Annotated in this window: 11 protein-coding genes and 1 tRNA gene; 8 read left to right on the forward strand and 4 right to left on the reverse strand. The window is 46.7% G+C overall.

What is annotated here, in order from left to right; all coding sequences use genetic code 11:
* Positions 1–7 precede the first annotated feature (7 nt).
* The 6 genes from der to EHQ17_RS17330 all read left to right on the forward strand — a co-directional run bounded on the left by der (position 8) and on the right by EHQ17_RS17330 (position 4237).
* Positions 8–1474, forward strand: a complete 1467-nt coding sequence (der, locus tag EHQ17_RS17305; RefSeq protein ID WP_135595577.1) for a ribosome biogenesis GTPase Der — start codon at positions 8–10, stop codon at positions 1472–1474.
* Positions 1471–2124 carry a glycerol-3-phosphate 1-O-acyltransferase PlsY gene (gene plsY, locus EHQ17_RS17310; RefSeq protein ID WP_135595578.1) on the forward strand — a complete coding sequence of 218 codons (654 nt, stop codon included), beginning with the start codon at positions 1471–1473 and terminating at the stop codon, positions 2122–2124. The genes der and plsY overlap by 4 nt, the downstream gene beginning before the upstream one ends.
* Positions 2099–2860 carry a hypothetical protein gene (locus tag EHQ17_RS17315; RefSeq protein WP_135595579.1) on the forward strand — a complete coding sequence of 254 codons (762 nt, stop codon included), beginning with the start codon at positions 2099–2101 and terminating at the stop codon, positions 2858–2860. The genes plsY and EHQ17_RS17315 overlap by 26 nt, the downstream gene beginning before the upstream one ends.
* 128 nt (positions 2861–2988) lie before the next feature.
* Positions 2989–3201, forward strand: coding sequence for a hypothetical protein (locus EHQ17_RS17320; RefSeq protein WP_135595580.1), 213 nt, complete (start codon positions 2989–2991; stop codon positions 3199–3201).
* A 60-nt stretch (positions 3202–3261) separates the two neighbouring features.
* Entirely contained in the window at positions 3262–3627 is a 366-nt protein-coding gene (locus EHQ17_RS17325; protein WP_135595581.1) for a hypothetical protein, read from the forward strand.
* A gap of 1 nt (position 3628) precedes the next feature.
* Positions 3629–4237: a hypothetical protein gene (locus EHQ17_RS17330; RefSeq protein ID WP_135595582.1), complete on the forward strand. Its 609-nt coding sequence runs from the start codon at positions 3629–3631 to the stop codon at positions 4235–4237.
* Here the strand turns inward: EHQ17_RS17330 and EHQ17_RS17335 are convergent.
* Positions 4234–6066: a motility associated factor glycosyltransferase family protein gene (locus EHQ17_RS17335; RefSeq protein ID WP_135595583.1), complete on the reverse strand. Its 1833-nt coding sequence runs from the start codon at positions 6064–6066 to the stop codon at positions 4234–4236. The two genes, EHQ17_RS17330 and EHQ17_RS17335, sit on opposite strands and share 4 nt — an antisense overlap.
* A gap of 89 nt (positions 6067–6155) precedes the next feature.
* On the opposite strand from EHQ17_RS17335, the gene EHQ17_RS17340 reads away from it, so the two are divergent.
* Positions 6156–8930 (forward strand): chromosome segregation SMC family protein, encoded by a 2775-nt coding sequence (locus EHQ17_RS17340; RefSeq protein WP_135595584.1) that lies wholly within the window; start codon positions 6156–6158, stop codon positions 8928–8930.
* 384 nt (positions 8931–9314) lie between these two features.
* Here the strand turns inward: EHQ17_RS17340 and EHQ17_RS17345 are convergent, their stop codons facing one another.
* From EHQ17_RS17345 to EHQ17_RS17355, 3 genes are all read right to left on the reverse strand, one after another.
* On the reverse strand, positions 9315–9599 hold the full coding sequence (locus EHQ17_RS17345) for a Cys-rich protein (RefSeq protein ID WP_135595585.1): 285 nt from the start codon (positions 9597–9599) through the stop codon (positions 9315–9317).
* A 20-nt stretch (positions 9600–9619) separates the two neighbouring features.
* Positions 9620–9693, reverse strand: a tRNA-Met gene (locus EHQ17_RS17350).
* A 78-nt stretch (positions 9694–9771) separates the two neighbouring features.
* Positions 9772–10776, reverse strand: a complete 1005-nt coding sequence (locus tag EHQ17_RS17355; RefSeq protein WP_135595586.1) for a hypothetical protein — start codon at positions 10774–10776, stop codon at positions 9772–9774.
* 448 nt (positions 10777–11224) lie between these two features.
* On the opposite strand from EHQ17_RS17355, the gene EHQ17_RS17360 reads away from it, so the two are divergent.
* Positions 11225–12164: glutamine synthetase beta-grasp domain-containing protein (locus EHQ17_RS17360; protein WP_135736219.1), on the forward strand; the 940-nt coding region annotated here is incomplete at its 3' end.

Below are 12164 nucleotides of genomic sequence, written 5' to 3' on the forward strand. Positions count from 1 at the left end.
GGCAAACATGGCAAAGGCCGTAAAAAAAAGAAATGAAGAATCCGATGAAACGAAAATCAAAGCCCCTCGTAAAAACGCGGGGGAAAGGATTCCGGTCGTTTCCATCGTGGGAAGACAGAACGTGGGAAAGTCCACGCTCTTCAACGCACTCATCAGAAAAAAATTGGCGATCACAGAGGATTATCCCGGAGTTACACGCGACGTTCTTTCCGCGAGGATTTATCAGGAAGAAAAGGATCTCGACTTTTATCTCTGCGACACCCCCGGGTTGGACATAGAAAATCCGGATCTACTTTCGCAATCCATATTAGAAACCGCTTATAGACAACTTAAGGAATCCGACGTGATCGTCTTCTTATTAGATAAGAACCTGATCACCCCGGCCGACCATGGTCTCCTCGAATATCTCAGACGGGAACCCGCCGTCGCCGACAAACCGATCCTCTACTGCGTCAACAAAGCCGACAAGGAACTGGACGAATTCGATCTGGAGGAATTCTACAGGATGGGGCTCGCCGAGGTGCTTCCCATCTCCGCCCTCGGCAGAAAAAATTTGGGGTTGTTACTTGAGAAAATTAAGTTTTTCTTAAGTAACAAGCCGGGAAAGGTATGGATCGAAAAGATATCCTCCTCCAAAAACAAGGACGCTCCCGCACTTCCCGTGGCCGAAGAGGAATACGAATTCAGGCTCGCCATCGTAGGAAAACCGAACTCGGGAAAGTCCAGTCTTCTCAATGCGATCTGCGGTTACGAACGTGCGGTCGTCAGCGAGGTGGCCGGAACTACACGAGATTCGGTGGATACACTTCTAGAGTTCGGGGAACACAGACTGCTTCTGACCGACACGGCGGGAATCCGAAAGGGAAGTAAGTCCGCGGAGGCGCTCGAATTCTATTCGTATCAGAGAACCCTAAAGTCGATCGAATCGAGCGATTTGGTCGTGCACCTCTTGGACGCCAAAAAAGGTTTCGGCGATTTCGACAAAAAGATCACTTCTCTTCTTCAGGAAAAGGGAAAACCGTTTCTGATCGCGGTCAACAAATGGGACACGATCGAGGACAAAACCGACAAAACGTTTCAGGAATATAAACGGAAATTGTATTCCCGGTTTCCGTTGTTAAACGAAGTGCCGATCATCACGATCAGCGCGACCGAAAAACTCAGGGTAAAAAAACTTCTGGATCTTTCCTTCGATCTTGCGTCCCGTTCCAAACGTAAGGTAAGCACTTCCGAATTGAACAAAAATCTGCGGAACTGGATGGGAACCGCGGCCCGTTCCTTCTCGGCGCATCAACCTCCTAAGATGTTGTATTGTACTCAGGTTTCCACTTCTCCGTTTCATCTGATTTTATTCGTCAATCACGTGGAATATTTCAAATCCAACCTGGTCTCCTTCTTAAAAAAGAAACTTACAGAAACATACGGATTACAGGGAATTCCGGTTCGTCTGGAATTTCGATCGGATCGAAAATGAATTTTTTCCTCGCCGTAGTTTCGAGTTTTTTCGCGGGATCGATTCCGTTCGGATATTGGATCGCCCTTCGTTTTGCGGGCGTGGACATTCGCAAGGCGGGAAGCAAGAACATAGGTGCGACCAACGTCGGCCGACTCGTAGGTTGGAAATTCGGATTTCCGGTTTTACTTTTGGACGTCGGTAAGGGAATGTTGCCCGTTTATCTTTCGGGCGTTTACGTTCCGGAAGGAGGGATTCCCTTCCAACTCCTCTGCGGGGTCGTATCGGTCTGCGGTCATATGTTTTCCCCGTTTTTGGGATTTAAAGGCGGAAAGGGCGTCGCGACTGCGTTAGGCGTCTTTCTGGTTCTCGCACCGATCGCCTGTCTGGGAGCGGTCGTCGTTTTTTTAGCGGTTTATAAATTCTTTAAATTCGTGTCCTTGGGATCGATTTTTGCTTCCCTAACGCTTCCGATCGTTTACTCTGTTTCCTCGATTCTTCTTTTACACGAGGAAATTTCCTATTGGGTACTCGGAACGATGATTTTGGTTTCGGTCGGAATCATTCTCACCCATAGGGAAAACATTCTCCGGATTCTTGATCGGTCCGAGTTGTTCGCCGTACAGGAAGAAAGGGAAGAAGAACGTGATTCAGAGAGAAATCGACGATAACAAAACCCGCGAGGAAAAGATCGCGTTTTTGGATCAGTTCATCCAATATCACCCCGTCTTCGAAATTCCGGATCTTTACAAATGGTTGTATTACGGGGAATTCGGCGAGATTGAAAAACAGGAATTCTACGCGGATCCTACCGAAGACGTACCCGAACTACAATCCATTTTAGACGATCTTAAATCGGAGGAAGGGAAACCTTTTCCGGACCGAGTCTGGGAACCGCTCGGATTTTCGCAACGTTATCTGCTCATCTATCTTACCCCGTACGCACAGAGGGATTATCCGCTCAAACGTCTCGTCAATCTCATACAAAGATCCACGGCGTTTCAGGGTTATCGAATGCGTTTTAAACTCGACTGGATCATTCTCAAGGATCTGATCACGGAAAGAAATCCGGTCTTCACCAAACAGGAGTTTAACGATTTCGAGGACAGGATTCAATTCCAACAACTACCGGACGTTTCTTTTTCCAAAACGTATTGGAACGCGTATCCTTCCAAGTTCCGGATCGTTTCCGCGAAACTTTTTTACGAATATTTTCCCGAGTTCGTGCGCGAGCCCGAAGGATTCTCCCTTTTGACAAGGATGAAGGAAGAAGGGGAACCGGAGCTGGAATTGGCCCAATCCTCCGCCAAGGAAACGAATCCTGAATCGCAGTCGGAAGTTTCCGTTCTTTCCGAGATTGCGGAAAAAAAAACGGTCGAGGAGAATTTCGACTTCGACGGATTATAAGACGAGGGATCGAACCGCGACGGAAACTCTCCCTAACTTCGATACTTCCGCCGTTTACGCGATTCGATTTTCGCTTTACAAAGTCCTAAATCGGCGATTCCAATGGGATAAAAAAGGAATTCGCAGCCATGATGAAAGAAATCAACTACGCTCTACAAAGTTCGACCGGAGCCAGACAGTTTTCCAAGTCCGAATTTACCGTCCGGAATATGCCCGATCGTCTGCATCCGCTTTCCGATCTCGAACAAGTGAACTCTGGAGCGCGTAACATCGCTAAGGTGGGAGTAAACACGGACGACCAAGCCGTACGAAGGGGATATCTGATCGACCTCAACGCCTAATTTCGGTTTAAAAAATCGAAATCGTTTGCGGTTTCTTATCTTGTATCTTCGGAGGTTTTTTTGTTTGAACGTAATCGTCTCGAACGGATCGGAAACGTTTCCGGAATCGTCGCAGGTATCGCTTCCGGAATTCTGATTCCCATACTTTTCGTTCCCGGTTTGAAAGACATAGAATGGCTCACACAATCGGTCGTGACCGTAAGCGGATTTTTGATCCTTTTTTTCGGCGGCCTTTTTCTCTTCACTTCTCTCGGACTCAACGTGATGCGTTCCGGTGAACTGAACCAGATGATTTTGTTCATCTCGTTTCCGATTCCGAAACCGATCGCACGATTGTTGGGATTCGGATTTTTTCTACTCGGTTGTTTGGCGCTCCTTTGTTCGTTGTTGTACTTCCTCGCCTATGCGATCCGTTGGATCCGATGAATTGCCCTCGGCCGTACGAAGAAGCCGTTCCCGGGTCGGTTTTCTTGGCAGAGGCGCGTTGAGCGGCCTTTCGATTTTTTCGGGTTTCGTTTTCTTTTTTCGCGTTTTAGGTCCGGCTGCGATTTCTTGCGTCTGTTTTCTTTTTTTGTTCGTATACGCGTTGTTCGGCGGGGAATCGAAATCGATTGGGGAATCCTGTTTTTCCGGCCTCGAAGAGTTCGCCCGAAACGTTTCGTTTCCTTTGGGAGAATCGGACGAAACCCTCAAAATCAGGAATTCGATCTTAGGAGATTCGTATGTTTGGTTGGTCGATTTCACACCTTCCAAAAATTCGGATTATTATCTATTACGGAAACTTCGTACGGGAAAATACTGTCCCGTACTCAAAACGAAAGGTTACGAAATCAAAGAACGAAAACGGGGAAGCCGGGAAACGGTAACCGTAAAAGTTCGAGGGTCCGGGACGATTTCCGCATTAGAACTTTCTTATGTTTTAGATCGCGACGAAACTTCGTTCCGTTTGTATAGTTGCGCGGAAATTAGGATCGTTCGGTCCGGAAACGCGCGCAAGTTCCGGATCGATTGTTCGGATCCGATTTTCGATTTTTAATCCGCGGAGGTTCCGGCCAAAAGTTTGCGTTTGAGTCCCGTAAATTCCCGTAGAACCGCTCCCAAAAAAAGATCCTTTTTTCGGGTTTCGTCTAACGTGTCGCGATGTCTTAGTACGTAAATTTCCGTTTTGCGAACGAGATAACGTAGATCCTCCCTATTTTTTATCCGTTCTTTAAAACGGGAAAGGAGCGTATCGTAGGAAATTTCTTCGAATTCCGGTCGGGAAAATTCCCGCAAAACGGCTTGGATCGTTTCCAGTAATTCGGAGCGGAAAATTTCGGCGTCGGCGCGATTCACGTTCGTATCTCCGTCTCCTCGCCAAGGCGGAAATTTTCTCCAATAATATCCGTGATCGGGAAAGGAGGAAAGAATCGAATCCGCTTTTTCGATCGATACGTTGTCACAGTTGGCGATGTGCGCTCCCCGGACGTTTACGTTGTATACGGGAAAGTCGAGAGTGGGAAAGGATTCCTCAAACCAATGTCTGTACAAATCCAGAACGTAATCGGTCAAAACCTCCCCGCCTCCCGCAGAGGGAACGAAACGTGTGTCCCGTTTGCGGATGATCGTCTCGTTTATCCTTTCGAGGCTCTGGGTTCGTTTTAAAAGAGTAAGCCATTTTTCGTTGTGATGCGTTCCGGTGGAATGGATTTCCCTTCCCGAATAGGCGAGATCCTGACCTACGAGAAAAATCGGCCGACATCCCAAGTTGCGTAATACGTCGAAGGCCGTGGTCGCGACACTTCCTCCGGATTGAATGTCCCCGACGGAACCCAACAATTTTTCCGCCGTTTGGGAACCCGCCGTCACTTCCCTGCGTAATTCCCCGCTCGCGTCCACCACGTATTTTGCAGTGACCGAATGTACGACGGAGGAGAATTTTTGAGAACGTAAAATGGGGGGAAAACTCACCAAGTCCGCGAAAAGAGGCACGTTAGACGATTCAGCGCCCATAAAATGAAAGAAGGAATGTGTCTGCGCGTCGAGCGTGATGACTCCGTCGGGAACGATTCCGAATTTCAAAAGAGCCTTGAGAGACGTGTCGCAGGAAAACAAAAACACCTTGTCCCTCACCTTGGAAATCCATTCGCACTGGCTTCTGAGCGAAGGACCGGCGGATACGAGCATCGCGGGTGTTCCCGAAAATTTTTCCTTGAGGGATTCGATTTTAGTTCGCGGATTTTTAGGATCCGGAAAGTTGGCCGCGTTGACGAACGTGTTGCGCACCCAGATCCTTTCGAATTCGAACTTCGTCAAAAGATCGCTCATCTTCGAGGAAAGAATTTTCCGAATTTTAGTTTCCAATTCCCCGTAATAGATTTCGTTTAACGCGGCGCTCGCGGCGTTTCTAAATACGCGGATTCCGGATACTCGTTCCACGGGAAGGGATTCGAGATAATTCCAAAGCAGACCGAGCGCCGAGTTTCCTAAAAACAAATGTCTTCCGGGAACGTTCATCACGGATTCGAGAACGTCCTCCCAAAGAGGAAAGACGAGTTCCGGATGTTCATCCACGAGCAACAGAATTTGTCCCGGTTCGAGACGGGAATGGACTTCTTCGATCAAATGAGGATTTCCGAGTCCGATGACCGCTACGAGATCGGTGGAAGAGATCGTCTGCGTTTGTAAGATTCGCAACGCCTGGGTTTTAGGAGAAACCGCGCTCGACAAGGCGCGTCCGTTGAGTTCCAAAAAACGTTCTCCGGAAGTTTTGGCGGGTTTTAACAAAAAGCCCAAACTCGGATCGGCTTCCCTTTGGAAATAGAGGGATAAGTACGGCTTTTTCCCGAATATTTCTCTTGTCTTTTCGGAGAGATTGTGAGACATAATAACCCAGGTGCATTCTAATCCCTGCCCAAATCTGGTCAATTGGAAACATCTTTCCGGAACTTTCGGAAACGAAAAACACAAAAACTATGTATTTAAAAAGTCTGAATATTGTTGGATTCAAAACATTCGCGGACGAAACCGAGGTCCTTTTGGATCCGGGGTTTACGGCCGTCGTCGGTCCGAACGGAAGCGGTAAGTCGAATATCGTAGACGCCGTCAAATGGGTGTTCGGCGAAAAGTCCGCGAAAGGTCTTCGCGGGGATAAGATGGACGACGTCATCTTTCACGGTTCCGAAGCGCGTAAGCCGGCGGGTTATGCGGAAGTTTCGGTCGTCTTTGACAATTCCTCCAAACTGATCAAGATGGATTACCCGACGGTAAAGATGACTCGTCGTCTTTACATGGACGGGAACAACGAGTATTGTATCAACGACGCACGGGTTCAAAGAAAGGATATCGAAAAACTTCTGATGGACACCGGAATCGGAAAGTCTTCGTATTCGATCATGGAACAAGGAAAGGTGGATCGGATTCTTCATTCCAAACCGGAGGAAAGAAGACTGATCTTCGAAGAAGCGGCGGGGGTTTCGCGTTTTAAGGTGGAACGTCAGGAAGCGCTCAAACGTCTCGAAGACACGAAACAAAATCTTCTCCGAATCCAAGACATCATGAATTCCATGAAAAAAGAAATGGAAGTCAAGGAAAAACAAGCCGAGAAAGCGGAAGCCTATTTCAAACTCAAGGCGGAGTTGGACGAAACCGACAAAATCATTCGTTATCTGAAATTCTCCACTCTGACCAAAAAATTAAAAAGCTCCGAAGAGGAGCTGCAGGGAATCAAGGATAAAAACCAAACCTTGCTCGATACGATCAGCGAGGAAACCGGAAGAATCGAAGTATTAGAAAAAGATAAATCGGAAATCGAAAAACGCGTCTCCGATATCGACAAAAAATTATACGATCATCTGTCCCAAACCAAAATCCAAAAGGAAAAGATAGAAAAGAACAAACAGATCATTCTGGAATACGACGAAAGGATTTCCGAGATGACCCGTACGTTAAACGGCGAAGAATCCTCTTTGAGTCTTCTCGTCATTGATTTGGAACGGATCCAGAAGGAATGTTCCGAGCTGGAAGGGGAAATCGAAATTCTCGAGGAAGAGATCGGGAAGTTAAAAGAGGCGAAACTCGGTTTGGAAAAACAAATCGAAGACGAAACTCTTTCCGTCGCGGAAAAGGAATCCAAGATCGCCTCCAACGATAAGACGCACAACGAACTTCGGGAACGATTGAAGGAAGTCATCTTTGAACTGATCAGTCAGTTGGAATCTCGAAAGAAAGAGGCGATCGATACCGAAAACCGTCGGAAGGAATTGAAGGAATTCCTTCTTTCCAAGATGTCCGAATACGCGAGGGAAATCGCCGTTCTGCGTGAAAATTCAAACGTTTCCGATGCGGATAAAATCGCCGCGGTTTTGGAGAAATTACAACTCGGAGAACTACAATCCAAACTCGAAGAGTTCGTTCATCTCGAAGATATGATTCGGAATATTCTTTTCGACCGGGACGGTTTTTTGACCAGAAAGGAAAGTTTGGATCAACAGATCGAAGATCTGATTTTGGAAAACGAAAATCTCACGAGAAACATCAAGGACTCCGGTTTAAGGATAGAATCCCTTCGCGAAAATCTGGAATCGAACAAGGAACAGACCGTATTTTTGGAAAAAAAAGTTTTGGAACTGGGTTCGGAAAAAAATTCCAGACTGGAAGCGGCCAAAGCCATTCAAGTAAGAAAGGAAGAAATCGAAAAGCGGATTCAAAACGCGAAGGATGGAATCCAGAACGTAATTTCCAAAAAGTCGGAATTCGAAAAGGAAGTGATCGACCTCGAACAACAGATCGAATCCAGCTACAACGAATTTTTGGATATGAGTCGCGCTCTCGAATCCGAAAAGGAAGCGCTTCGTAATATTCTCAAAGAGATTCAAACTCTCAAATCCGATATCCAAAAAAATCAGGACGATTTTAAAAACCTCATTCCGGTTCTGACCGAAAAGGAAAGGACCGTTTCCGGTCTCAAGGTGCAGATCGATTCTTTTACGGAGGAACTGTACAACGATTATTCCATCTCCGAGCAGGAGTTATGCGCGGAGTTTCAGGAACGAATTTTGGAACGGACCAAAGAAGAGGTAAAACTCAAACGTCTTAAATCCGATATCCAAATGTTGGGATCCATCAATCCCCTTTCCATCGAGGAATACAGAAGCGTTAAGGAAATTTACGAACATCATCGCGTTCAAAAAGAGGACATAGAAAAATCCAAATCGGACGTGGAAGAAGTTCTGAACCGCATCAACGAAGAATCGGAAAAACTCTTCCGAGAAACCTTCGAAAAAATTCGGGAGAATTTTCAGGAAACGTTTTCCACGTTGTTCAACGGAGGACGGGCGATGCTCGAACTCACGGAAGGAGAGGACAGTCTCAACGCGGGAATCGAAATTATGGCGGAACCTCCGGGCAAACACGTTCAGAATCTGCGTTTGTTGTCGGGCGGTGAAAAATCGATGACCGCGATCGCGTTGTTGTTCGCCATCTATATGGTCAAACCTTCCCCGTTCTGCTTTTTGGACGAGATCGACGCGGCGTTGGATGAAGCCAATAAACTCCGTTTCTGTCAAATTTTGGACAAGTTCAAGGATAAGTCTCAATTCATCGTAATCACTCACGCGCAGTCTACGATCAACCGAGCCAATTCCTTATTCGGAGTTACCAACGAAGAACCGGGGATTTCAAAAATTCTTTCCTTAAAGTTGGACGAGGCTTCGGCGATCGCGGAACGCGCTACGGAAACCGCCGTCTAACGCGGATTAGACGAAGCTACGCGAATTGACGAAACACTGTAGGACGCGTGTCGGAGAAACGCTCTTAGAAGGACAAACGTAGGTAAGACGGAGTCGGCGGATCTAAGAGGGGAGTTTGCGCTTTGTCCGGTGTTTTCCTTTGGATGTCCGAAAAAAAAAGGACGAACCAATGGGGACGAACGAATAAACCATTAGATCGTTTGGATCGCAACCTTCGTTTTCGAGCCGAGCGGTTTTCGGCGAATTTTTCCGTTTGAAGCCGAAATTTTTTTCTGATAGAAACTGTTTACGATTTCCGTAGATAAAAAAAAGAGCGGGATTTTACCCGCTCTTTCGGTCTGCGACTTTCGGATCCTATTTCCGAAACGTTCGCTGTGGTAGTTCCTACTTTTTATTCGCGTTATACGCCGTTACCAGACAATCGTTGAACGGTTTACACTGATTTTTGTGGGATTCGAAACAAGCCGCGACCGCCTGCGTGTGTTTTTTGCAGGAGTTCAAACAGCCGGCTTTTACTTTCGTTTTTTCGTCGGCGCTCAATTTTCTGGGAGCGTTTTGCTCCACACAACCGTAATAAAATCCGCAGATTTCGTTACAAAGAGGGGATTGAGCCGAAACCGATCCGGCAAGAAGGAAGAGAGAAAGAACCATCAGAAAAAAAGTTTTCAATGTATTCTCCTTAATACGATTAGCGACGCAGGGATTCGAACCCCGGACCTGCGGATTATGATTCCGTTGCTCTAACCAGCTGAGCTACGTCGCCGCTTTTGGTTGGACCCGAAACTTTCGGTTCCAGTGCTATTTTTTTCAGGGGAATCGCCCTGTCAAGGTTTCTTGACGCTTAAGATTTCCAGATTTCCAACAACGATTTCCACGAGGAAGCTGTTGAAATTTCCTCGATTTTTATCGTCGCAACTTCCTGAGTTTCCCGATTTTCGAGGACGACCCTTTTTCGAAACATTTCGATCGCGTTTTCGTATTCCTTTTGAAGAAGGTTTTGGAAATAACTTTCTTCCTCGTCGATCTGTCTCGAAATCCGTGCAGCAAACCTGTGTTCGGTGAAATCCCTCCAGGATTCGTTTTTGGAAAAAATCGGAGCGGAATTTTTTTGATCTCCGGTTTTATGTGCCTCCCGATTTTCCAGCGCGTCCAAAAGACAAGAGGAAAGTACAAAGACGAGAAAGGAAGGACTAAAACAGGAATACGTCCGTAGTTCGAAAATAGGTTCGGTCCGATTTCCGTAACCGGGAGAAGTTTTCCGATCGAGGGCGGCCACGATGTGCGCGGAGCGATTCATCCACGCGGGAAACGATTCCGGGAATTCGGAAAAGTCTATTATAACTTTATAAAGTTTTAATTCGATTTCTTTGACGATCTCGGAGAAGAAATGCGCGGCAAAGACGCTTTGTAATCCTCCGAGCCTTTTTGTGATCAGAAAAATCCCTTCGGAAGTTTCGTATATCCTTTCGATCAACGTTTCCGGAAGGGAAAGTTCCGAAATCTCCTCCAAAGTCCGATCGTCCTCCAATTTGTATTCGAGTCGATACGGGGCCGAAATACGCGCGTTTTTCCCGTATCGGGCCCGTTCGGTTTCGATCCTTTCCTCGACTTCTCCGATTCGGGAAACCGTGTTTCCTTCGTTCTCGGATCGATACGGAACATACAAAAAATTCCCCCAAACAAAAGGAGGAAATCGGCGGGAAGGAAGACCGGTATAAAAGGGAGTGGAATATTCTTTCAGGGGCCGCAGGCTGCGTTGTGAACGTCGGGATCCGGATCCGCCGAAAATTTCTTCCGGAAATTCCACCACATATTTCGCCTTCTTTTCTTCCGCCCAAGTTTTCATTTGAGAATAAAATTCCGTTGAAACTTCGTGAGGGATGGGATCTGGATTCGTAAAAAATTCCCAATCCTCTTTTCGAAAGATCTGTTTTATTTCGGCTTCACTCAGAAAGTGGATGGGCTTCATTCGAGTCTCAATATTGAATAAATTTTATGCAGAATGTTTCCTACCGGTACCGACCATGTACGATATTTAAGCTAGTTGTCGATTCGATTGGAAAAACGGTAAAATCTGCTACCGCATTGTATTTTAGGGCTTGCCTGCGGTTCAAGGAATTTTACTTTGTTTTCGGATTCGCTACCAAGTTGCCGGAAAGGAAGAGGCGTCCTCTTTTTTGGGATTTTCGGAGAATTTCATCGTTTGGTACGAAATTTGCAATCACTAAGAAAGACGCACGCAACGCGTGAATTAGAGATTATTTTTAATACTCGAAGACAAACAGGAGAATAGAATGTCCAGAACACCTAGTGAAGTTATCGCCTACGCAAAGGCGAATAACGTTCTTTTCTACGATTTCCGTTTTACGGATATCAAAGGAGCTTGGCACCACGTATCGTATCATACAGGTTCCATTACCGAGGATTCCTTCAAAGGTCTTCCTTTTGACGGGAGTTCGATTCCTGCATGGCAACCGATCGATCGTTCGGATATGCAATTGATTCCGGATACGGATGCGATCTTTCTGGATCCGTTTACCGCGGATCCTACTTTGGTTGTTTTCTGCGACGTATTCGATATCTACAAAGGCACCGCTTACGAGAAGTGTCCGCGTTCGATCGCCAAAAAAGCGCTCAAATACCTGGATTCGTCCGGCTTGGCGGACACCGCTTATTTCGGTCCCGAAAACGAATTTTTTATCTTCGACAATATTAAAGTAAGAGATGCGATCAACGTTCAATACTACGAGATCGATTCTTCCGAAGGGATTTGGAATTCCCACACGGATTTTCCTGGTTCCACCAACACCGGTCACCGTCCCGGAACGAAGGGAGGGTATTTTCCTGTGGCTCCCGTGGATTCGCAAGTGGACCTGCGGGCATCGATCGTAAAAACTCTCCACCAGATCGGCATGGAAACTTTCGTGGTTCACCACGAGGTGGCGCAAGGGCAAGGTGAGATCGGTGTGAAGTTCGGAACTTTGATCGAAGCTGCGGATAACGTTCAAAAATTGAAATACGTCGTGAAGATGGTCGCCCACCAATACGGTAAAACCGCAACATTCATGCCGAAACCTCTGTATGGTGATAACGGTAACGGGATGCACTGTCACCAGTCCATCTGGAAAAACGGAGTGAATCTTTTCGCGGGTAAGGGATATCAGAACCTGAGCGACACCGCTATGAATTATATCGGCGGCGTTCTATCCCATGCGAAGGCTTGTGCCGCGTTTA

Origin of the sequence: Leptospira gomenensis (assembly GCF_004770155.1) — a bacterium.
In the GTDB taxonomy this organism is placed as follows: Bacteria; Spirochaetota; Leptospiria; order Leptospirales; family Leptospiraceae; genus Leptospira; species Leptospira gomenensis.

What these genes read in the sequence shown, in the direction of transcription:
- der (WP_135595577.1), top strand. Translation starts at nt 8, where the DNA reads ATGGCAAAGGCCGTAAAAAAAAGAAATGAAGAATCCGATGAAACGAAA.
- plsY (WP_135595578.1), top strand. Translation starts at nt 1,471, where the DNA reads ATGAATTTTTTCCTCGCCGTAGTTTCGAGTTTTTTCGCGGGATCGATT.
- EHQ17_RS17320 (WP_135595580.1), top strand. Translation starts at nt 2,989, where the DNA reads ATGATGAAAGAAATCAACTACGCTCTACAAAGTTCGACCGGAGCCAGA.
- EHQ17_RS17335 (WP_135595583.1), bottom strand. Translation starts at nt 6,066, where the DNA reads ATGTCTCACAATCTCTCCGAAAAGACAAGAGAAATATTCGGGAAAAAG.
- EHQ17_RS17340 (WP_135595584.1), top strand. Translation starts at nt 6,156, where the DNA reads ATGTATTTAAAAAGTCTGAATATTGTTGGATTCAAAACATTCGCGGAC.
- EHQ17_RS17355 (WP_135595586.1), bottom strand. Translation starts at nt 10,776, where the DNA reads ATGAAAACTTGGGCGGAAGAAAAGAAGGCGAAATATGTGGTGGAATTT.